Below are 21,124 nucleotides of genomic sequence, written 5' to 3'. Positions count from 1 at the left end.
CAGACGCGGCGCACCGGACGCTCCGATCCAGAAGTTTGGTTCGGAGTCACAAACCCGGCGCCGTGGACGCACCGACGAGCACCGGACCGAGACGAAAGGCTGTCGACCCCGATGATCCCCGCACCCGCTACTCGTGACCGCACGGCCACGGTGCAGGTACACATGACCGGCGCCGAGTGGTTCGCCGACTCGCCGGGTGGCCTCAACCGCTACTTCACCGATCTCTACGTCGCGCTCTCCGCCCTCGACGGTGTCAGCGCCTCCGCGTCCGCGTTCGGCGACTCCGATCTGGACGACGGCCACCACGGCACGTCCTCGTGGGGGCCCTCGACGGGTTCCACGCTCTCGCGCGTCTGGTCGGCCCTCTCCGCCGATCGCGGTCTGCCGAGGAACACGGTGATCGACCGCCACTTCAGCCTCTTCGGACGCCCCACCGTCGGCCTGCGCGGTGCGCACCCGTCGGTGGCGCACTTCCACGGACCCTGGGCCGCCGAGAGCGCCATGTCCGGCGAGAGCGATCTGGTGGTGCGCGCCAAGTACTGGGTCGAGCGTCTGCGCTTCCTCGACGTGCGCCGGTTCATCGTGCTGTCGGGGCACTCCGCCCGCATCCTCGCCGAGGACTACGCCGTCGATCCGGCCGCGATCACGATCATCCCGCCGGGCGTCGACCTGGACCGTTTCGCCGTCACCCCGGCACCGAGCAACGCTCGCCCCACCGTCCTCTGCGTGCGCCGACTCGAGCGCCGCATGGGCATCGACCGGCTCGTCGCGGCCTGGCCCGCGGTCGCGGCGGACCACCCGGACGCGCAGCTCGTCGTCGTCGGGACCGGCACCGAGGAGGCGGCACTGCGCAGCCAGGCCGCCGAGTCCACCGCCGGCGACTCCATCGTCTTCACCGGCCGGACCAGCGACGAGCGCCTCGCAGCGCTCTACGCCGAGGCCACCGTCTCCGTGGTCCCGACCCTGAGCCTCGAAGGCTTCGGGCTCATCGCCCTCGAGTCCTGCGCCAGCGGACGCGCCCCCGTCGTGACCGACTGCGGCGGCCTGCCCGACGCCGTCGCGGGCCTCGATCCGTCCCTCGTGGTGCCCGCCGGCGACGTCGACGCACTCGCCCACCGCCTGTCCACCGCGCTGAGCGGCGACGTGCCGAGTGCCGCCGCGTGCCGCGCCCATGCCGAGTCGTTCTCGTGGGAGTCCTCGGCTCGCCGGCACGTCGACGTGTACCGAGAGCTGGTCCAGCGATGACCCGCGCACTGTTCCTCGCCCACACCGCGGCGCCGTCCGGCGCCGAGATCGCGCTGCACCGCCTGGTGCGCGCCATGGACAAGACCGAGGTCACCGTCGTCTTCACCGAGACGGGTCCGATGGTGGACAAGCTCCGTGCCGACGGCATCGACACCGTCGTCGTGGACGGCGCGTTCGACAGCCGCTCCGTGACCATCGAGGGCATGTCCGTCCGCCGCATGATCGGCGGAGTCACCGGCCTGCTCCGGCTGGGGTGGGCCGTGGGCGCCGTCGTTCGCGAGTCGGGAGCCGACGTGGTCGTCGCCGAGTCGTCCAAGGCGTTGCTCATGGGCACCATCGCCGCTCGGCGAGCGGGCGTGCCCCTGGTGTGGCACTCCCACGACCGCATCTCCCGCGAGTACTTCGGCACGCTGTTCACCGCCGTCCTCCACGTTCTGGGTTGGACGGCGTGCCGCGGCTTCATCGCCAACAGCACGTCCACACTGGCCTCGCTGCCCACCTGGCGTCGGCCCGCCGTGGTCGCCTACCCCGGCGTCGACGGGTCGGCGGACCGCCCGGTGGGTGCCCGCCCCGAGCAGTCCGCTCCCGCGGACACGGTGCTGTGTCTGGTCGCCCGCCTCACCCCGTGGAAGGGACACGTCCTCTTCCTCGAGGCGGTCGCGGCGATGACCACCCGGCCGGCGCACGTCTTCCTCGTCGGCGGCACCTTCTTCGGCGAGGAGCCGTACCGCGCAGAGCTCGAGGCCATGGCCGCCGAGCTCGACCTGCCCGTCACCTTCACCGGCCACGTCGACGATCCGCGGGACTACATGCGGATGTCCGACGTGCTGGTCCACTGCACCCTGACGGCGGAACCGTTCGGTCAGGTCGTGGTCGAGGGCATGCTCGCCGGCTGCGCCGTGGTCGCGTCGCGGCCCGGCGGACCCGCAGAGATCGTCGAGCACGGTGTCAACGGCATGCTCGTCGACTCCGGCGACCGCGCGGGCCTCACCGCCATGCTCGATCGCGTCGTCGCCGACCGTGACCTGCGGACGCGCCTGTCCGCCGCCGCGCCGGCCCGTGCCGCGCACTTCGACATCGAGGAATCGGCCCGCACCGTCGAGAGCTTCCTCGAGGACGTCCTCGACACCGTGAGCGTGCGTCATGGTCGGTGAACTCACTCGTGGCGGGTCGCGCGGCGGCCCCACCACCGAGCCCCCGAAGCACCGCCGTGGATCGCTGCACAAGTTGTCGGCGGTACGCGACATCGCCTTCGTCAGCTTCGGCAAGTACGGCCAGTACCTGGTCACGATCGTCACGCTGCCGCTCACGGCCCGCATCCTCGGCACCGAGGGGCTGGGTCTGCTCGCGATCGCGATGTCGGCGTACTTCATCGGCTCACTGCTGGTCGACTTCGGCATCACCACGTTCCTCGCGGCGATGGCGAACGACGAGAACCTCAACCAGCTGCGTGGCAACTACCTCGCGCTGCGCGCCACGGTGCTCGCCGTGATGGGCACCGGGCTGCTAGCGAGTCTTCTGGTCGGTGCGCACGTGCATCTGCACATGATCCTGCTCGGCCTCTTCGCCGGCGGCTTCGCGTCGTTCGGCGACGACTGGGTGCTCGTGGCCCAGGCCCGCTTCGGCATCGGCGTGGTCTACCAGGGCATCGGCCGCATCCTGTACCTCGTGCTGCTGGTGACGCTGCTGCCGATGTTCCCCAGCGCCGCGGTCGCGATGCTGTGCCTGCTGGCGTCGTCGGTGGTGTCCGTGGCCCTGACCTGGCGGCTCACCATCCGCGAGTTCGGCCCGCCGAGCAAGCCGAAGGACGTCACCGGGATGGTCCGCATGGGCGTGCCCGTCCTGACCTCGCGGCTGCTCATCACCAGCTACGGCCAGGGCGCCGCGACCTTCTACTCCGTGGCGCTGTCCGCGGCGTCGCTCGGCATCTTCTCCGCCAGCGACCGGCTGATCCGCGCGTTCCAGTCGCTGCTCGACGCCATCGGCTACGGCCTTCTGCCGCGGCTGGCCCGCGGCCGGGAGGACCACTTCTGGCAGAACGCACTGCGCGGACTGACCGCGTGCGTGGGTGTGGCCGTCGTGGCCACCGTCGGGCTGTGGGTGAGCGCGCCGCTGCTGATCTCGCTGGTGTTCGGCGATCAGTTCTCGTCCGCGGTGGACATCATGCGCGTGCAGGTGTTCATCCTGCCCTTCACCGCCATCACCTCGTTCGTCACCACCGCGATCCTGCCGGTCCGCCAGGACACCAAGGGAGTGCTGATCGGCGCCGTCGTCGGCACCGTCTTCGCCGCGGGAGCGCTGGCCACCGCGCTGTCCACCGAGTCGGTGTGGGCGCTGGTCTACGGCACGCTCACCTGCGAGGTCGCAGTCGCGGCCTGGTACCTGTTCCGGGTGCGCATGCTGCATCGCCGCAACGACGATGCGCTGCACGCGGAATCGGAGGCACCCACCGTGCCGATGGCCGTGGTCGCCTCCGATGCCCCCACCGTTCCCCTCGCCGTTCGCCGCTTCCGGGAGGCAAGTCGATGAAGATCCTGTTCCTCGGAGACGACTGGATCGGCAGCAACGCCCGGTCCATGGCCGACGGGTTCCGCGAGGCCGGCCACACCGTGCTCGTCGTCGACACCACTCCGGTCGCGCTGCCGACCCGGCTGTCCCCGCCGTGGGTGTACAGCAAGCTCGGCCGCGGCCGCGCCCCCTGGGTGCTCGAGGCGCTGCACCGCCGCATCGAGGCGGCGGCAGCGCAGTTCCGCCCCGACATGCTGTTCGCGTTCCGCACCGTGCATCTCGACCAGGACCGACTGCTGGCTCTGCCGGCGGGTCTGCACGTGCACTACAGCCCGGACGACGTGTCCAACCCGTACAACACCACGCCGGAGTACCTGCGCCGCGAGGCCGACTGGGACCTCGTCGTCACCACCAAGCGGCACAACGTGCCCGAGCTGGAGTCGCGCGGCGCGAAGTCGACGCTCTTCGTCCACAGCGCGTACGACCCGGCCTGGCACCGTCCGACCGCCCGTCGTGATCCGGCCGAGTACCTCGTCGGCTTCATCGGTGCCTGCCGACCGGACCGCCGCGACTCGATGGTGGAGCTCGCCCGCACGCACGGCTCCGCGATGACGGTCCAGGGTCCGGGATGGCGACGCGTGTCCGCGCTGCGGACGACGTCGGCTCACATCGGCGGCGCCGTGTACGGCGAGGGGTTCTCGGTGGCGGTGTCGGCCGTGCTGGCCAACCTCGTCCTGCTGAACTCGGACAACCGCGACACCCACACGTGCCGCACGTTCGAGGTGCCCGCGGCCGGCGGTCTGTTCGTCGGTGAGCGCACGGACGAGCACATGGCGCTGCTGGAGGACGGACGGGATTGCCGTCTTTTCTCCAGTTCGGACGAACTCGATGACATCCTGGCATGGTGCCGCACCGAACCTGATGCAGCCAGAGAGATGGCGGAGCGCGGCCGGCTGCGGATCGTCGGTGATCACCACGCGTACGTGGACCGAGCACGGGAGATGACCGATGCGTTGTGACATCGTCGCCCTGCGCCGCCCGACGGGGGCCGCGTCGTGACCGCCTACACCGCCGTCGCGCTCACCACTGCGGCCATCGTCGCCCTCGTCGTGTCCGCGATGTTCGTGCCGGGTGTCGCCAAGGTGTTCCTGCTGGCGCAGTCCGCCTACTGGTCGCTGAGCTACGTGGCGCGTCCCCTCGTCCTGCTGTGGACGCTCCCGCAGCCGCAGTTCGCGGACAGCCTGGCGGACCCGCGACTGGCGAACATCGGCTACGACATCGGCATCGCCGAGGTGCTGAAGCCCGTCGTGTTCGGTCTGTGGTTCTACGTGGCTCTCGTCGTCGGATACGTGCTGTTCCGTCGGTGGCGCCGGGGACCGCAGGAGCGGACCACCATCGGCGCGGCCGTCGCGGATCCGTACTTCTTCCGCAGCCTCGGTACCATCTACGTGCTGGGTCTCGGCGGACGCTTCGTGTCCTTCGCGACGGGCAACACCGGATCCGCCGGTGAGGTCAGCAGTTCCAACCCGCTCCTCGACTTCGCCGCCACGATGGCGACGGTGGGCGCCCTCGGCCTCATCGTCTTCGCGCGACCGGAGAAGCTGTGGCAGACCGCGGTCCTGCTGCTCGGCCTGATGGGCATGGAGCTCGTGTGGACCGTGATCGTGGAGTCCAAGACCCCCGTGCTCGGTGCGGCTCTCGCCGTCGCCGTGCGCTTCGCCCTCATCGGGTGGACGCGCGGGACCATCCTCGGCGTGCTCGGTATCTCGGCGGGCGCCATCGGCGCGTTCGGCATCCTGCAGTCGCTGAAGGTGGATCCCGAGGCCCGCGCGATCTCGGCGGCCGCCGAGGCCAGCTATCCCCCTGTCGTGCAACCGTTCCTGCCGATCCTGCGCCGCTTCGACCTCCTCGAGGCCGCGACGGATGCGTACTACATGCAGGGCCGGGAATGGATCTCGCACGGCGACGTGGTGAAGAACGCGCTCCTCAACTTCATCCCGTCCCAGCTCCTCGGATCGGAGAAGTTCCAGTCCGGCACCGCGTGGGCCAACCAGGTCCGTGGGTCGTCGGTGGACATGCGCAACGTGTCCGTCTCCCTGGCCGAGGGAAACATCAGTGAGGGCTTCGTGTTCGGCGGGTACGCCGGCGTGGCCGTCACCATGACCTTCACCTTCGTCATGGTGCTGGTCGCCGTTCGATGGCTCCTCGCGAGGAACTTCCTCTTCGTGGTGCTCGGGCTGACGCTCATCGAGTATCCGGTGCTGTTCGAGCGCGGGATCCTCGGGACGACCGAGTCCATCGGCAAATCACTCCAATTGGCCATTCTCGTGTGGATCGTGACGCTTCTCGTCGGCGAGTACTCCCGACAGTGCGCGGAGACACCCCCTCCGACCACGCACGTTCCCGACGACATCTCCACACTCGACCGCTCTTCGAGCAAAGGATCTGCATCATGGGTTTGATCGATTACGTGAACATCGCACGACGCCGGTGGATGACCATCCTGGCCTTCGTCGTGTTGGGAACGGTGGCAGCGGCGGCGTACACGTCGACGCTGAGCTACTCCTACACCTCATCGAGCCGTCTCTACGTCTCGATGGCGACCGGCACCTCGGTGTCGGACGCCTACCAGGGCAACATGGCGGCGCAGCAGCGTGTCACGTCCTACGTGAACCTGGTGACCAGCGAGCGCGTCATGTCGGGTGTCATCTCCGATCTGCAGCTCGACACCACGCCGGCGGCTCTCGCGTCGACGGTCACCACGTCCTTCGCGCCGGCCACCGTGCTCATCGGCATCTCGGTGTCGGACACGACGCCGGACGGCGCGCGGGCGATCAACGACGCGGTGGTCACCGAGTTCCGTGATCTGGTCAACGAGATCGAGACCACGGAGATCGGCGCGGCTCCCGCGGCGAAGGTGACGGTCGTCGACCCGGCGACCACCCCGGCCGCCGTGGGCGGGCCGGCACCGATGCGCACCCTGCTCATGGGCGCCGTCGCCGGCATGCTGCTCGGCTGCGCTGCGGCGTACCTGCGTGACCGGCTCGACAAGCGCATCCGCACCACCGGCCAGGTCGCCGCGGTCGCTCCCACCACGTTCCTCGGTGACGTCAAGGCGGCCACGCGCACCGCGGACGCACGGCGCGCCGCACTGCGCCTCGACGCCCCGGTCGGCCGGACGACCCCGCACTCCATCGCGGTCATCGGCGTCTCCCCCGCCGGCGGGTCGGACACCGTCCTCGCCCTGGCGCGTGCGCTCAGCGGACTGGGCCGCCCGACTCTCGTGGTCGACGCCTGCACCGACGGCACCGGAGTGTCGTCTCGCATGCAGAACGCCGGCGGGCTCGCCGATCTCGCACGCTCGCCCAAGCGGTCGGCCACCGATCTCACGCGGCCGAGCCAGGTCGAGGGTCTGAGCATCCTGCCCATGGGCGTGGGTGACGATCGGACCACCCTGTTCCTGGCCTCCCCGCGCTTCGGCACCATCGTGCAGAGCCTGAAGGCCGATCGTGACTACGTGGTGATCGACGCGACCTCGGTGGCGGACGCGACCGATGCGCTCGCCATCGCCGTGCACGTCGACCACGTCGTCGTGGCCGTCGAGAACGGCACCACCACCGCCGCGCAGCTCCGCGCACTGCTGACCGAGCTCGACAGCATCGGGGTCGCCGTGGCCGGAACCGTTCTGGTGCCGCACGTCTCGGCTCGCCGCTGGCCGCTGTCGCTGCTGAAGTCGTCCGCCGCGAAGGACGACGTCGTGCCCGCGACGTCGCCGAAGGCTGCTCCCGTGGCCGAGGTGCGCGACGTGCCGACCACCACCCGGACCACCACCGCTGCGCGTCCGACCGCACCGCAGTCCTACCGCGCGCCGTCGCCGGTCCACGAGTCCGAGTACCGGAACGACGACTACCGCGACCGCGACCACCGGAACGACGACCACCGCAATGACGGCTACCGCACCGACGGCTACCGGGACGATCACCAGGATCGCTGGGACACCGTCCAGCCGGCACCTCGTGCCGAGCGCGCCGCCCGTCCCGAGCCCCGCCAGGAGGAGCGTTACGACGTGGTCCAGTCGCCGGCGGACGCCGAGACCGACCGCTTCCACGCGGTGACGGCGGAGCCGATCGAGGTTCCGCAGGACGACGCAGAAGATGGTGTCGCGGACAAGGACTCGACCGAGTCCGAGGTGAACGACACCATCACCGCGGACGTCGAGGACGTCGACACCGACGAGTCCGAGACGGACGACGCCGACACCAGCGCGACGCCCGAGCCGGTCTCGATCACCAAGGCCGACACGACCACGCCGGCCGCGTCCGACAAGGCGGACAAGGCCGCGCAGGACACGACGGTCACGAAGGCGACCCGTCCCGCGGAGCCCACCACCTCGCGGCCCGTCCGCCCTCGGACGCAGACCGGCCGCCGCACCTTCCGGGTCACCAAGTGACGCAGACCCTCCACTCCACCCGCACCCCGAGCCCGATCGGCTCGCACTCCCGAGAGGACCGAGCACCCATGTCGACGACACCGACCTGGTTCGGATCGGACGGCCGTTGCCTGTTCGGCGTGGTTCACCTTCCCGAAGGCGACCACGCGCGCGCGGGGATCGTGCTGTGCCCGTCGATGGGCAAGGAGCACGTCGACACCTACCGCGGCCTCAAGCTGCTCGCGCAGGAGTTGGCCGCGGCCGGCTTCGCCGTGCTGCGGTTCGACTACCTCGGTGTGGGCGACTCGGGCGGCGACCAGAACGACGCTGCGGCGATGGACGGGTGGCTCGCGAGTATCGGGGACGCGGTGAGCCTGGTGCGCTCGCTCGGCTGCACGACGGTCTCCGCCGTCGGCCTGCGCGCCGGCGCCCTGCTTCTCGATCGCGCTGCGGACGCGGTCGGCCCGCTGCACACGGTCGTCCTGTGGGATCCGGTGCCGCGCGGCCGCGCGTACCTGCGCGAGCAGCAGGCGCTGTACCGGCTCGGCGTGGGCACGGACACCGTCGGAACCGACACCGACGACACCGATCTGCACACCATCGGGCACTCGCTGTCCACCGAGGCCGCGGCAGCGCTGTCCGCCCTCGAGCTCACCGCGGCGTCACCCGCCGTGTCGCAGTGGATCTTCGCGCTGCGTGACGGGTACTCCTCGCCTCGGCTCGACAAGGCGATCGAGCGGTCGGGGGCGACGGTGCGGCACGTCGGCACGATGACCGAGTTCGTCACGCCCGAGAGCTTCCTGGTGCCGTTGCCGAACACGGCGATCCGCGCGGTCGTCGACATCCTCGACGGCGCACACGACTCCGCCCGCGACTGCGCGGTCGAGTTCACCCCGACCACGAGCGTCACGCACCAGGCGAGCGACGGGTCGACCTTCACCGAGCACATCGAGAGCATCGGTGCGCACGGCCTGTTCGGCATCCGATCCACTCCGGTCGGGACACCGGACTCCGCACCCACTCTGGTCTTCTGCGCCACGGCGAACGACACGCGCACCGGACCGGCGCGGCTGTGGGTCGAGCTCGCTCGCGAGGCGGCGCGCTCCGGTGCGTCCGCGCTGCGCTTCGACCGACGCGGAACCGGTGAATCGGAGGTGGTGCGTGCCGACGAGCACACTCCGATCTACTCGGCGGAGAGCGCCGACGACGTGGTCGCGGCCGCCCGTGCGGCGCATGCGGATCCGCGTCGCGTGGTGCTCACGGGCATCTGCTCCGGGTCGTGGAACGCGGCCCACGCCGCCACGGAGATCGGGGCCGGCGGCGCCGTCATGGTGAACGCCATCGCGTGGAGCTGGAAGCGCAAGAAGTCGACGCAGGGCGAGATCGATCCTGCCGATCTGGGGATCCCGCGGTCGGATCCGGCGTGGCAGAAGACGCCCCGGGCGCGCATCAAGAACGCACTGCAGACGCACCTGCCGTACCGGGCGTGGCGGCTGCTCGGTGTGCGCGGCGTGACCCAGGTTCCCGAGGTCATCCTGCGTTCGCTGGCGGACAACGACGTCGACGCCACCGTGATCCTGGCTCCGGCCGATCACCGCTGGTTCGTCGATCAGCGTGGGCCCGAGGGCCTCACGCGCATCCAGCGCCGCAGCGGCACCGTGCCGTTGATCGTCAGCGCGCCCGTCGGTGACCACTCGGCGTACCACGCCGACATGCGCCGCACGATCATCTCCTCGGTGCTCGCCCGGACCATCGAACCGCAGAGACAGCAGGTCACCGCGTGACCGCGAGTTCCTTCGGCCGGCGACGGCTGCTCACCGGCACCCTCGTCGCCGCCACCGTTCCGCTCGCGGTCGCGTGTTCGCGCGACGACGCCGAGTCGGTGCAGTTCCAGTCGCCGAACGTCACGGACACCCCGGCTGCGCGCAACGTGCGTGACTTCGGGGCGACGGGCGACGGCACCACCGACGACACCGAGGCGATCGCGCGGGCGTTCGAGGGCATCACCCAGGCCTCTGCGGTCTATCTGCCCGGCGGCACCTACCGGGTGACGGCGTGGCCGGCGATGGCCGACTACGCCACCGTGTACGGCGACGGCGCCGATGTCACCACCGTCCTGTACGAACAGAACGGCACTCTGATCGACCTGCGGGGACGCCAGCGCGTCAACTTCCGCCGGATGGGGTTCTTCACCACCGGCGCCACGTCGACGTGCTTCTCACTGTCCGCGTGTTTCCGCTGCTCGTTCGACTCGGTGACCATCCGCGGCAACCACTCGTCGTCCACGTTCCCGCAGTACGAGAACCAGCGCGGAGTGCTGCTGACCGACAACACGGGCGGCACCACGTTCACCAACTGCGACATCAACAACTACGGCATCGGCCTGACGTCGGAGTGCATCCAGAACTACGTGACGGCCTCGAAGTTCACGAGCAACCGCGTCGGGGTGCTCGGCACCGGTGGCGACTTCAACGCCGGCATGGCGTTCACCAACGTCGAGTTCGTGTCGGACAACGACCCGGACACGACGGATCGGCACGTCCGCGTCGACGGTCCCGCGAACGACTGGTGGTTCACCAACGTCTGGTTCGAGGGGTCCGAGGTGGCCCTGAGCATCGGCACGCGCGAGACCGGCGGGCCGTCCCAGTTCGGCATGGTCAACTGCAAGATCTCGGCGCGCACCACGTGTGTCGAGCTGCTGTACTGCCGGCAGCCCTACCTTGCCAACATCATCTTCGATCCGGACCCGAACAGCCGGCCCGCCGAGCTGGTCATCGACGCGGAGCACGTCCCGACGGGCACCGCGGTGAACCTGATCTCGGGCGTCAACGACGACGTGAACGGCGCGGTCTTCCCCGATGCGTGGACCGTGATCGGTCGCGGCACCATGTCGGGGCCCACCTTCACCAGCACGGTGGTCACGCGCACCGTGCAGGACGACGTCGACCTGCTGCAGGCGCGGGACAGCGGCGATGCCGTGACCGCCGCCGTCCTGTCCGACGGCACCTGGTTGTCCGACCGCCGCGAGGCGGGCGTGGTGCTCAAAGACGAGTCCAACGCGTACTGGCGTCTGGTGGTGGGGACGGACGGAACCCTGAGTACCGAGTCCCTCGGCACCGATCGGCCGCGCTGACCGCTACAGCACCCCGAGGTTCTGCCCGCTCACCACACCGGTGTTGCTGATCGACAGCCGCCAACTCTTGCCGTCCGGCGACTTGACGACGGGTCCGCCGCCGGCGGAGAAGAGCTTGCCGCGGCCGAGCACCGACCAGCCACCAGGGAAGGTGTTGCCGGGGAAGTCGGCACCCTGGCTGGTGATGAGGTTGATCGCGGTCCCCTCCGCGACATACTGCGCGTTCACCCTGATGAGCTGGGGATTCGACTGTTGGTCGGCGTCGAACGCCACGTTGGCGAGGTACGGCTGGCGGCAGTGCTGCAGATCGAGGCAGATCCCGCGGGCGGCGACCTTGCAGTTGACCATGCCGAACTGCGAGGGTCCGCCCGTGCCCGCCTTACCGATGGTGAGGGCCGTCGCCGCTCCCTCGAACCACACGTTGGTGAGCCACCAGTCGTTGGCCCGGCCGTCCACGACGAGATGCGACGTGGTGGTGTTCGCATTGATGTCGGAGACGAACTCGGTGTTGACGATCGACATTCCCGACGCGAAATTGTTGCCCGTTCCCAGCAGCCCGATCCAGTTGGTCGCGAACTTGCAGTTGGCGATGTACGACTGAATGGCCGTCGTCGACATCGCCGTTCCGTAATTGTTGAAGTCGCAATTCACGAACGATGTTCCGCCGGTGTTGTTGATCAGCGACACGCCTTTCTGCGGCAGGAACCGGGGGTAGCTCTGCGGGGTGTGGTTACCGCGGAAGACCACCGAGTCGAACGAGCAGCGGAAGCACCCGTCGAGAAGCACGGCCAGCGACGAGGGATCCAGCGAGAAGATGCCCAGGTTCTTCAGTGCGACGCGCTGACGGCCCTTGAGGGTGAGCAGCGTGCCCGAGCTGGTGTGCACGATCGTCGTCAGATCGGCGCCGGCTCCGAACACGCTGGCGTAGTTGGCGAACTGTGGGAGCGAACGCACCCGGAACATGCCGGGCGGGAAGTACAGCGGCCGGTTCTGTTGCTGCGCTGCGGTATACGCGGCGGCGACGGCGGCGGTGTCGTCGGCGGCGTTGTCACCCTTCGCGTTGTACGGGGCAGCCTTGACGTTGACCCACCCGAGCAGGGCGCCGGGGTCGGTCTCGCCCGCCGCGAGGGTCACGGCCACGGGGTCGTCGGCCTGCGCGAGGATGCTGCTCGCCGCGAGCGTGGTGCCCACTCCAGCGGCCAGTCCCCCCATGAGCAATGCGCGGCGGTCGAGCCGCGAACCCGAAGGACCTCTGTCGTTCATGGTTTACCCCTTCACCATCGTGGTCGGCGCACCTCCTGCCCCCGCTCGGCGCCTGCCCATACACAAGCAAAGAAATGCGCATTCACGACGCGACGCGCCGCCCCGAGAGACTTGCGATACACGGCGGTGTGAAAAAGACCGACCGCGGCTTCCACATCGAAAGCCGTTCACTGATGGGCATCGTGTTTCGCGCCCGCCCACCAAGACAAAGGCAGGAAAGTGTGTCGGCCGTCACGCGGCGCCGAGCACCCACCGAGGCCGCGACCACACCTGCCAGTACTCCGTCGTATGGAAGCCCAGCGACGCGTAGAGCGGCACTCCGGCCGGGGAGGCGAGGCACAGATCCTGCGACGGCCCGTGCAGTCCGGTCTCGACGTGCTTGCCGCCCGCGATGAGGCGCGCCGCGTGTCCGGCACGGCGATGATCGGGGTGGGTGGCCAGCGCCCACCCCGTGACGGTGTCGCCGGCGCGGCAGGACAGGAGGCAGGAGACGAGCTCGTCGTCGACGAACAGGCCGAACGCCATGGCGTCGGGACGGCGAAGCGTCTCCGCGGTGTAGACGGCGGCGGCCAGCTCGGGCCCCACCCCGAACGCGAGCGACGCGACCTCCTGACAGGCGGGCAGGTCTGCCTCTGTGATCTCGCGCACCCCGTCCACCGGCTGCGACCCACCGGCGGACCGATGCATGAACGGCATGGCCTGCAGGCTCACCCAGCCGGCGTCGGCCAGGGTCTGCGCCCCCGAGAGGCCGGCGCCGGCCAGCATCACCAGAGCCGGTCGGCGGAGCGCGGTCACCGAGTCGATCACCCGTCCGACCTGTTCAGCGGCGTCTCCGCCGTGCACCAGGGCGAGGTTGTAGTCGGGCCGGGCCAACCCGCTGAACGCCACCCAGCCGGAGTCGGTCGACTCGAACGTGTGGTCCGCCCAGGAGCGCGTCGTCTGTCCGAACGACTGCCGGAGCGCCTCCATCTCGCGCTCCGACGACCGTCCGATCGGCATCTCACTCACGCCTTCACCAAAACCTTCCTGCGGTACGGAAACTTCTCATATACACTTCTCGTAGATTGTTGCGGCGTCCACAAGAGCCGACGCGGTCGAGTTCTTCCATGTAAGTCGACGATGCATTCGCCGCGGGGCGCGATATGAGCGTGACTGTCTGTCTGAACCGTAGGCAAGGAGTAAACCCTCGTGACGCACCCGTCACCAACCCGGGACACCATCGTCCGTAGCTCGCTGCACCGAGCCGGTCGGCTACCCGTCGATCCGTGGACGCTGGGCGACGACGAGAACCTGTTCGACGCCGGCCTGAGTTCTCACGCCAGCGTGGCCGTGCTCGTGGATCTGGAGGAATCGGCCCAGGTCGAGTTCCCCGATCACCTTCTGCGTCGTTCCACGTTCGCCACGATCGCCGCCATCCGTGACGCGCTGGACCATGTGTCCGACACCTCCGCCGCCGTCCAGCCGGAGGCGAGCCGATGACCACCTCGCACCCCGACACCTCGCCGATCGATCTCCGTGGCGACAACCACCGAGGCGACAAGCGCCGCGGGGCGGACTCACCCGATCTCGAGCCGGAGAACCTGCTCCCCCGCTTCGCCCGCCATGCCGAGGCCGTGCAGTACGCACAGGCAGCGCAGGAGGCGACGGCCACCGAGGTCACCCCGCCCATCCCGCTCCGTCCCAACATCCCGGATCCGCGCAGCCGCCTGTCGCGCTGGCCGGCTCTGCACCTGAGCGCGGTGCTCGGCATCGTCCTCGAGTCGATGTTCGTCTCCCTCGCGATCGCGCTCGCGCCGTTCGACGGCCACCCAGTGATCGTGACCGTGCTGATCGTCGTCTTCGCGGTGCTGCCGCAGCGCCGTCGTCAGCGTCTCACGCTGTCGATGCTGGACGATCTGCCGCTGATGGCCGCCATCGTGCTGCTGGTCTCCATGAGCGCCATCGTCATCGTGGCGCCGTCCACCACCCTGCTCACGGCCGCCCTCATCTCCCTGTCCGTCCTGGCGGCCACCATGGCGGGGCGCGAGGCGTCCTACTTCGTCGCCCGTCGGCTGCGGCGTCGGCCGCGCTTCCAGCGCCGCACCGTCGTGATCGGCAGCGGGCTCGTGGCCACGCAGCTCGTCGAGAGCATGCAGTCCTACCCGGAGCACGGTCTCGAGCCGCACGCCCTGCTGGACGATTCACCGATGCCGGCGAGCGTGGCCAGCCACATCCCCGTCGAGCCGCTGGCGAACCAGCTGCGGACCTACATCGACCTGCACCAGATCGACACCATCGTCATCGCGTTCTCGGCGATGCGGGAGTCGGCTCTGCTGACACTGCTGCGCGAGTGCGACCGGATGGACTGCGAGATCTTCGTGGTGCCTCGTCTGTTCGAGTTCGTGAGCGTCACCGGTGAGATGGACCGACTGCACGCCATCCCGCTGGTGCGTATCCGACGCGACGCGCACCGGTCGCTCGCCTGGCGCATCAAGCGCGTCCTGAGCAGCATCCTTGCGGGTATGGCTCTCTTCGTACTGTCCCCGCTCCTGCTCGCCATCGCGGCGGCCGTGCGGTTCTCCGATCCGAGCGCGCCCGTGCTGTTCAAGCAGTTGCGCGTCACCGGCAACGGTCAGCTGTTCGCCTGCCTCAAGTTCCGGTCGATGAAGCCCGCGTCGCGCACCGAGTCGGACACGACGTGGAACATCTCCCAGGACGACCGCGTCGGGCGACTGGGCCGCTTCCTGCGCAAGACCTCTCTGGACGAGTTGCCTCAGCTGTGGAACATCATGGTGGGCGACATGGATCTGGTGGGCCCGCGCCCCGAGCGACCGCACTTCGTCGACAAGTTCACCACCGAGATCCCGGGCTACTCCGCGCGTCACCGCGTGCCCGGCGGGCTCACGGGATGGGCTGCGGTGCACGGACTTCGAGGCGACACGTCACTCAAGGACCGCGCGCTCTACGACAACTTCTACATCGAGAACTGGAGTCTCTGGCTCGACGTCAAGATCCTGCTCCGTACGGTCCTGTCCGTACTGCGGCGGACCGGTGGCTGAGACTCGTGACCTTTCGCCGCCTTCTGGTGGCGTTCTCGGTGCTGCTCGTGGCCATCGTGGCCGCGGGATGGCCCGTGTACGTCCACCCTCAGACAGACCCACTCCGACCGGCCGACGCCGTCGTGGTGCTCGGGGGAAAGCCCTACGGGCGCTTCCACTACGGCATCGACATCGCCGAGCAGGGGTACGCACCCGAAGTGGTGCTCTCCAACTCGGTGGGCCCGGACGACGTGCGCATGCAGCAGATCTGCAACGGCACCTACACCGTGACGGTGTCGTGCTTCCTCCCGGATCCGTACTCCACGAAGGGCGAGGCGGAGGAGTTCAAGCGCCGCGCCGCCGCGGAGAACTGGAAACACATCATCGTGGTCACCTACACGCCGCACCTGTCTCGGTCGCGCTACATCGTCCAGCAGTGCTTCGACGGCGAGGTCACCATGTCTCCCAACCCCACTCAGGAGGGGATCGGAGAATGGATCGGCAGCTACATCTATCAGACTGCCGGCTACATCAAGGCTGCACTCGACAGCGAGTGCTCGTGACCGTGGCCTGACGGCCCGGACACGCGACGAACACGAACGCCGTAGTGCGGCATCGCTGCGATGCGATGCCGTCGGGGGCTACGGCGCTCGTGTTCGACGACGTTCACAGCAGGACAACGATATCCACCGCGAACGGCAGGATCAGAACCCGGGAATCAGACCCGGCGGGATCTGGATGCCGGGCGGCAGCTGCACACCGGGGAGACCCGGGATGGTCGGCGGAGCGGGCGCGGGAGCAGGCGCCACGTCGGGAATCTCGGCGGCCGGAGCGGGCGCCTCCACCGGAGCCGGAGCGACCGGGGGAACGGTGGTGGTGGTCGGCGGCACCGTGGTGGTGGTGGTCCGTGTGGTGGTTGCCGTCGTCGTGGACGGTGCGTCCGAACTCGACGTTCCCGCCTGATCGGCCGGGGTGACGTCGGCGGTGGACTGCGACGGCGTCGCGCCGTACCCGAGCGCGAGCCCGACGGCAGCGATCATCGCGAGCCCGACGGCCGCGATGAGCGGCAGCCGTGGGCGTGACGAACGCTGTTCCGGCGCTGCGGAACCGGACCCGGAGAGCCATGAGGGAGTCTCCGCCGCGCGCGGATCCGCCACGTCGGGGCGATGCTCCGAGTCGCGAGCCGCATGGTCGATGTCGCGCGCGGAGTGCTCACGGCTCTCCACGTCGCTGTAGGCCATGGTCTCCGCGGACGGTGCGCTGAGCGCCTTCTCCGGCGCCGGTGCGTCCGGCGTGCGCGGCTCGACCGGCCCGGCGACCACGGGAGCGGACACCAGCGGTGCCGCGACGGTCGGAGCGGGCGCAGCGGGACGAGGGGCGGCCATCGGGACGGGACCGGAGTTCGACTGGCCGTCCACGGGAGTCGCGGACAGTGCCGCACCCTTCGCGGCGACCAGCTCGGGCTCCGCGGGCGTGATGGTGGGGAGACCGACCCAGCCCGCGAGCGTCGCCCGGACCAGGGGGATGCGGGATCCGCCGCCGATCATGACGAGAGCCTCGACGGGGCGGCCGGCGCGCGTGATGACATCGCGGGTGAGCCGCGCGGACTGCTCGATGGGGACGGCGACCATCGACTCGAACGCCTCGCGGGACAGCAGGATGAGCCCGCCGATACCCGGCAGGCACACGGCGCCGCTCGAGGAGAGTTGCTCCTTGGCCACGCGGCACCGGAGCTCGAACTCGCGTCCGTCCACGTCGTCCAGGCCGCTCTGCTGGCGGCCGATCTGGTTGTCGCGGATGGTGGCGTCGAACATGTTGCCGCTGACGGCGAAGCTGCGCTCGGAGGCGAGCACCTGCCCGTTGTCGAGGTCGACGACGGTGACGCTGAGACCCGAGCTGCCCAGGTCGTACAACCCGACGACGTGGAGCCCGTCGAGGTCGCCCGTGGACCGCAGGAACTGCACGGCGGCATGCACTTCGGGGACGAGGCGGTAGTTGACGATGTGCTGGCGGGCCATGGCCCGGGCGACGGCGCCGGCCTGCGCGTCGTCGCGGTAGGCGACGCCGGTGGCGGAGATCGACTCGGGGTCGGCGGGGTCGGCGAGGATGACGCCGATGGACTCGGCCGCGAGCTGCTCGGCCTGGTCGAAGGTGGTGTCGATGGCGCGGTGACGGAAGGCGGCCTCGACGCCCGCGCGCAGCCCCTGAACGGGCCTGGCCAAGCGCACGGCACTGGTGCCCACCGACACTCCCAGTACTGTCATGAGCCGCCTTGTCCGGACCGATGTACCGCACGACGAGCGCGTGCGATCACAGAGTGTAACCAGGCCGCGCCATCGCCGTCACATCGGCTGTTATGACCTGACAAACGGGGTAGGCGTCCACTTTGTCCGGAGGCCGGTCACGCGTAGGGCATGCGGGCGGTCTCCGGATCGCCGAACGTGACCGCTCGCTCGCGTCTGGTTCCCGAGGCGAGGGTCGCGGCCCAGTTGATCAAGGTGCCGGCACGGTTGCGTCGACCCGAGAGGAACGCGATGTGGATCGCGCCCCACGCGGCCCACCCGGCGAAGCCCGAGAGCTGGATGGGGCCCGCCTGCAGCAGGGCGTGCCGACGCGCGATGTAGGCCGCGCTACCGAGATCGTGGTACTTGAACGGCGACGACGCGCGCGTCCCGTTCTCGATGGTCTTGGCGATCATCGCGCCCGCGTGACGGCCGCCCTGCATGGCGACCTCCGCGACGCCGGGCAGATCGTTCAGCGCGGCCACGTCGCCCACGACGTAGACGGTGGGGTGCCCCGCGACCGAGAGGTCCTTCTCCACCGGAATGCGTCCGCCACGCGCCTGCGTGACGCCCAGTGCCGACGCCAGGGTCCCGGCGAAGGGCACCGCCTCGACGCCCGCGGTCCACAGCACCGTGTGGGTGTCGTAGGTCGTCTTCTGCTTGTCCGACTTGCGGGTGACCTCGATGTGGTCGGCCGTCACGTCGGTCACGTGGACCCCGAGGTGGGTCTCCACCCCGATGTGGTCGAGGGTCTTCTGAGCCTTTGCCGACAGCGTGGCGTCGAACGACTCGAGGACGCGGTCACCGCCGTGGAACAGCAGCACCCGCGCCTCGCTCGGGTCGATCGAGCGGAACTCGTGCTCGAGGGCACCGACGGCGAGCTCACGGATCTGACCGGCGATCTCCACGCCGGTGGGGCCGCCGCCGGACACCGCGAACGTGAGCCACGGCCGACGCTCCTCGGGAGTGGGCAGCGACTCGGCCATCTCGAACGCGCTGATGAGCTTGCGGCGGATCGCGAGCGCGTCGTCGACGGTCTTCATGCCGGGCGCGTACTTCGCGAACTCCTCGTTGCCGTGATAGCTCTGCCGCATGCCGGCCGCGAACACGAGGTAGTCGAAGGGGAGCTCGAACGTCGACCCGTCGATGCGCGACGCGGTGAGACGTCGTTTCTCGAGATCGATGCCCGACGCCTCCCCGAGCGCGACGTGGGTGTTCTTCTGTCGACGCAGGAGGTGCCGCAGCGGCGAGGTGATGGATCCCTCGGACAGCAGGCCGGTGGCGCACTGGTAGAGCAGCGGTTGGAAGACGTGCGAGGTGCCGCGGTCGATCACGGTGACGTCGCCGTCGATGTGACGCAGTCGCCGGGCGGCGTACAGCCCACCGAATCCGCCGCCGACGACGACGACACTCGGGCGCTGTCGTGAGAGTTCATCAGCCATGCTCGAAATCCTGCCACGCGAGGCCGCAGTGCTGTAACGAAGCGGGGCGTCGTCACGAACCTGTGAGTAGGTTTACCTTTCACCATTCTTCCCAGCCGAGAGTTGCCAGTCGATGTTCCGTGTTGTGGGCGAGTGGTGGAGTCGACCGTTCGACTACTCCGCGATGCCCGGCTACATGGCGCAGCGCGGACTGCAGCGGCCCTACCGCCGCATGATGGCCGCAGTGGTGCTCATGGTGGTGCTCGCCGGGTCCCTGCTGCTCTTCACCAGCGGGGCACCTCCCTCACCTGCCGCCCGCGCCGTGTTCATCGCCTGCCTGGTCACGGGCGCAGTGTCGGCGCTGCTGTGGCTCCGCGGGACGTGGCCGACTCGTCGACAATCCCTCGTCTTCCTGTTCGGCGACGACGTGGCGCTGGTGGTGGGGCTGTCGATGTTGGCCGACGTGCAGGCCTCGTTCACCGTGTCCGTGGTGTTCGCCCTGCTCGGCATCTACTGCGGCTACTTCCACTCGATCCGCACGCTCGTGGCGCACATCGCGCTGACGGTGGCCGTGTCCCTGTACTTCTTCGGCTCGGCCGCCGCGGAGGGCGACAGCGACGTGGCCTACCTGTCCGTCCTGCTGGTCGTCCAGCTGGCACTGTTCCTTCTTGCACCGCTGCTCTCGCAGATCCCGCTGTCGAACCTGCGGGACGACGCGTACCAGTCGGGCACCGATCCACTGACCGGGGCGCTGAACCGTCGGGGGCTGAGCGCGGTGGTGCACGCGCCATTGCTGGCGGCGGCACGTCACGACGAGGTGGTGGCGATGATGGTGATCGACCTCGACAGGTTCAAGTCGGTCAACGACCGCGTGGGCCACGAGGGCGGCGACGAGGTGTTGCGACGTGTCTCCGAACGGTTGCAGACCAGTACGACCACCTGGGCGTATGTCGCCCGTCTCGGCGGCGAGGAGTTCTGCGTCGTCGGGATCGTGTCGTGGGCGGAGATGCGGAACCGTCTCGACGACGTCCACGCCGCCGTCCGGTGCGACGCCGACGAGGTACCGGTCACGGCGAGTGCCGGAGTGGCGTGGATCCCCGGCAGCCGGTGGACCCGCGACGCCGACGACGTCGAACTGCTGATCCGCCGCGCCGACCGTCTGATGTACGAGGCGAAGCGCGCGGGAGGGGACAGCCTGCGGTTCGACGACCAGGCGTACACCACGACGGACAACGCGCGCACCTGACACCGGGGCGGACCTACACTCCGCTCATGCATGTCCTCTACGTCTGCACGGGCAACATCTGCCGCTCCCCCACCGCGGAACGGTTGACCGCCGCGTTCGCCCGTGACCTGAACCTGGACGTGACCACCGACAGCGCCGGCACTCGTGCCGTGATCGGGCACGGTGTGCAGGCCGAGGCGGCCCGCGTTCTGGAGTCCCTGGGCGGCGATCCCACCGGGTTCGTGGCCCGCCGGCTCACCCCGACCATCGCGTCCGGGGCGGATCTGGTGCTCACGATGACGTCGCGGCACCGTGACGAGGTGCTGACGGTGGCGCCGCGCAACCTCCGCCGCACGTTCACGTTGCTCGAGGCCGCGGAGTTCGCGCGGCGCACCGGTGTGATCGACACGTCCGCGTGGGTCTCCGAGCGAGCGGCGAACCCGGTGACGCAACTCGACATCATGGATCCGATCGGTCAGTCGACCGACGTGTACGAGCGGGTGGGCGACGCCATCTCGGAGGCGCTCGGTCCGCTGTTCGAGATCTGGGGCGCTCGCTGATCGAAGTTCGGACTGCCACCCGCCGTCTCCCCGGCTACGGT

17 protein-coding genes are annotated in these 21,124 nt (G+C 69.4%); 13 read left to right on the top strand and 4 right to left on the bottom strand.

The genetic code is table 11. The features are described 5' to 3' along the window. Positions 1–162: 162 nt before the first annotated feature. The 8 genes from HQ314_RS17810 (at position 163) to HQ314_RS17775 (ending at position 11,315) form a co-directional block, all read left to right on the top strand. On the top strand, positions 163–1,245 hold the full coding sequence (locus tag HQ314_RS17810) for a glycosyltransferase family 4 protein (protein ID WP_222650763.1): 1,083 nt from the start codon (positions 163–165) through the stop codon (positions 1,243–1,245). Continuing rightward, entirely contained in the window at positions 1,242–2,399 is a 1,158-nt protein-coding gene (locus HQ314_RS17805; RefSeq protein WP_027506965.1) for a glycosyltransferase family 4 protein, read from the top strand. The genes HQ314_RS17810 and HQ314_RS17805 overlap by 4 nt, the downstream gene beginning before the upstream one ends. Beyond that, positions 2,389–3,774, top strand: coding sequence for a lipopolysaccharide biosynthesis protein (locus HQ314_RS17800; RefSeq protein WP_082544422.1), 1,386 nt, complete (start codon positions 2,389–2,391; stop codon positions 3,772–3,774). The genes HQ314_RS17805 and HQ314_RS17800 overlap by 11 nt, the downstream gene beginning before the upstream one ends. Further along, positions 3,771–4,772 carry a glycosyltransferase gene (locus HQ314_RS17795; RefSeq protein ID WP_027506967.1) on the top strand — a complete coding sequence of 334 codons (1,002 nt, stop codon included), beginning with the start codon at positions 3,771–3,773 and terminating at the stop codon, positions 4,770–4,772. The genes HQ314_RS17800 and HQ314_RS17795 overlap by 4 nt, the downstream gene beginning before the upstream one ends. A 36-nt stretch (positions 4,773–4,808) precedes the next feature. Beyond that, positions 4,809–6,215 carry a hypothetical protein gene (locus HQ314_RS17790; protein WP_051613634.1) on the top strand — a complete coding sequence of 469 codons (1,407 nt, stop codon included), beginning with the start codon at positions 4,809–4,811 and terminating at the stop codon, positions 6,213–6,215. Then, the gene (locus HQ314_RS17785; RefSeq protein WP_222650762.1) at positions 6,206–8,203 is read left to right on the top strand and encodes a Wzz/FepE/Etk N-terminal domain-containing protein; all 1,998 of its coding nucleotides are present in this window, start codon (positions 6,206–6,208) and stop codon (positions 8,201–8,203) included. Before HQ314_RS17790 ends, HQ314_RS17785 begins: the two co-directional genes overlap by 10 nt. A 68-nt stretch (positions 8,204–8,271) precedes the next feature. Continuing rightward, complete coding sequence (locus HQ314_RS17780) at positions 8,272–9,966, top strand: alpha/beta fold hydrolase (protein WP_222650761.1); 1,695 nt, start codon at positions 8,272–8,274, stop codon at positions 9,964–9,966. Further along, the gene (locus HQ314_RS17775) at positions 9,963–11,315 is read left to right on the top strand and encodes a glycosyl hydrolase family 28-related protein (RefSeq protein WP_027506969.1); all 1,353 of its coding nucleotides are present in this window, start codon (positions 9,963–9,965) and stop codon (positions 11,313–11,315) included. Before HQ314_RS17780 ends, HQ314_RS17775 begins: the two co-directional genes overlap by 4 nt. Before the next feature lie 3 nt (positions 11,316–11,318). Here the strand turns inward: HQ314_RS17775 and HQ314_RS17770 are convergent, their stop codons facing one another. Together HQ314_RS17770 and HQ314_RS17765 are read right to left on the bottom strand one after the other, a co-directional pair. Then, positions 11,319–12,578 carry a glycosyl hydrolase family 28-related protein gene (locus HQ314_RS17770; RefSeq protein WP_261781771.1) on the bottom strand — a complete coding sequence of 420 codons (1,260 nt, stop codon included), beginning with the start codon at positions 12,576–12,578 and terminating at the stop codon, positions 11,319–11,321. Between the two features lie 231 nt (positions 12,579–12,809). Then, on the bottom strand, positions 12,810–13,586 hold the full coding sequence (locus HQ314_RS17765) for a GNAT family N-acetyltransferase (RefSeq protein ID WP_222640710.1): 777 nt from the start codon (positions 13,584–13,586) through the stop codon (positions 12,810–12,812). 180 nt (positions 13,587–13,766) lie between these two features. Between HQ314_RS17765 and HQ314_RS17760 the strand changes: the two genes are divergently transcribed. The 3 genes from HQ314_RS17760 to HQ314_RS17750 are packed head-to-tail and all read left to right on the top strand — an operon-like array spanning position 13,767 to position 16,158. Beyond that, a complete protein-coding gene (locus tag HQ314_RS17760) occupies positions 13,767–14,057 on the top strand; it encodes a phosphopantetheine-binding protein (RefSeq protein WP_231476458.1) in 291 nt (96 codons plus the stop codon). Next, a complete protein-coding gene (locus tag HQ314_RS17755) occupies positions 14,054–15,616 on the top strand; it encodes a sugar transferase (RefSeq protein ID WP_222650760.1) in 1,563 nt (520 codons plus the stop codon). Before HQ314_RS17760 ends, HQ314_RS17755 begins: the two co-directional genes overlap by 4 nt. A 5-nt stretch (positions 15,617–15,621) precedes the next feature. Beyond that, positions 15,622–16,158 (top strand): YdcF family protein, encoded by a 537-nt coding sequence (locus tag HQ314_RS17750; RefSeq protein ID WP_222650759.1) that lies wholly within the window; start codon positions 15,622–15,624, stop codon positions 16,156–16,158. Positions 16,159–16,299: 141 nt separating this feature from the next. Here HQ314_RS17750 and HQ314_RS17745 read toward each other — a convergent pair whose 3' ends face one another. Together HQ314_RS17745 and HQ314_RS17740 are read right to left on the bottom strand one after the other, a co-directional pair. After that, the gene (locus HQ314_RS17745; RefSeq protein WP_222650758.1) at positions 16,300–17,859 is read right to left on the bottom strand and encodes an Hsp70 family protein; all 1,560 of its coding nucleotides are present in this window, start codon (positions 17,857–17,859) and stop codon (positions 16,300–16,302) included. Positions 17,860–17,996: 137 nt separating this feature from the next. Then, positions 17,997–19,319 carry an NAD(P)/FAD-dependent oxidoreductase gene (locus HQ314_RS17740; RefSeq protein WP_222633055.1) on the bottom strand — a complete coding sequence of 441 codons (1,323 nt, stop codon included), beginning with the start codon at positions 19,317–19,319 and terminating at the stop codon, positions 17,997–17,999. A 112-nt stretch (positions 19,320–19,431) separates the two neighbouring features. Here HQ314_RS17740 and HQ314_RS17735 point away from each other — a divergent pair, with 112 nt between their 5' ends. Both HQ314_RS17735 and HQ314_RS17730 read left to right on the top strand, forming a co-directional pair. Further along, positions 19,432–20,544: a GGDEF domain-containing protein gene (locus HQ314_RS17735; protein WP_222650757.1), complete on the top strand. Its 1,113-nt coding sequence runs from the start codon at positions 19,432–19,434 to the stop codon at positions 20,542–20,544. Between the two features lie 26 nt (positions 20,545–20,570). After that, complete coding sequence (locus tag HQ314_RS17730; RefSeq protein ID WP_027506976.1) at positions 20,571–21,083, top strand: protein-tyrosine-phosphatase; 513 nt, start codon at positions 20,571–20,573, stop codon at positions 21,081–21,083. Positions 21,084–21,124 lie beyond the last annotated feature (41 nt).

The sequence above is a fragment of the Rhodococcus sp. BP-332 genome (assembly GCF_019836065.1).
Lineage (GTDB): Bacteria > Actinomycetota > Actinomycetes > Mycobacteriales > Mycobacteriaceae > Rhodococcoides.
This window is presented reverse-complemented; position numbering and strand designations above follow the sequence as displayed.

What these genes read in the sequence shown, in the direction of transcription:
- HQ314_RS17745 (WP_222650758.1), bottom strand. Translation starts at nt 17,859, where the DNA reads ATGACAGTACTGGGAGTGTCGGTGGGCACCAGTGCCGTGCGCTTGGCC.
- HQ314_RS17755 (WP_222650760.1), top strand. Translation starts at nt 14,054, where the DNA reads ATGACCACCTCGCACCCCGACACCTCGCCGATCGATCTCCGTGGCGAC.
- HQ314_RS17785 (WP_222650762.1), top strand. Translation starts at nt 6,206, where the DNA reads ATGGGTTTGATCGATTACGTGAACATCGCACGACGCCGGTGGATGACC.
- HQ314_RS17795 (WP_027506967.1), top strand. Translation starts at nt 3,771, where the DNA reads ATGAAGATCCTGTTCCTCGGAGACGACTGGATCGGCAGCAACGCCCGG.
- HQ314_RS17805 (WP_027506965.1), top strand. Translation starts at nt 1,242, where the DNA reads ATGACCCGCGCACTGTTCCTCGCCCACACCGCGGCGCCGTCCGGCGCC.
- HQ314_RS17780 (WP_222650761.1), top strand. Translation starts at nt 8,272, where the DNA reads ATGTCGACGACACCGACCTGGTTCGGATCGGACGGCCGTTGCCTGTTC.
- HQ314_RS17740 (WP_222633055.1), bottom strand. Translation starts at nt 19,319, where the DNA reads ATGGCTGATGAACTCTCACGACAGCGCCCGAGTGTCGTCGTCGTCGGC.
- HQ314_RS17770 (WP_261781771.1), bottom strand. Translation starts at nt 12,578, where the DNA reads ATGAACGACAGAGGTCCTTCGGGTTCGCGGCTCGACCGCCGCGCATTG.
- HQ314_RS17735 (WP_222650757.1), top strand. Translation starts at nt 19,432, where the DNA reads ATGTTCCGTGTTGTGGGCGAGTGGTGGAGTCGACCGTTCGACTACTCC.
- HQ314_RS17800 (WP_082544422.1), top strand. Translation starts at nt 2,389, where the DNA reads ATGGTCGGTGAACTCACTCGTGGCGGGTCGCGCGGCGGCCCCACCACC.
- HQ314_RS17730 (WP_027506976.1), top strand. Translation starts at nt 20,571, where the DNA reads ATGCATGTCCTCTACGTCTGCACGGGCAACATCTGCCGCTCCCCCACC.
- HQ314_RS17810 (WP_222650763.1), top strand. Translation starts at nt 163, where the DNA reads ATGACCGGCGCCGAGTGGTTCGCCGACTCGCCGGGTGGCCTCAACCGC.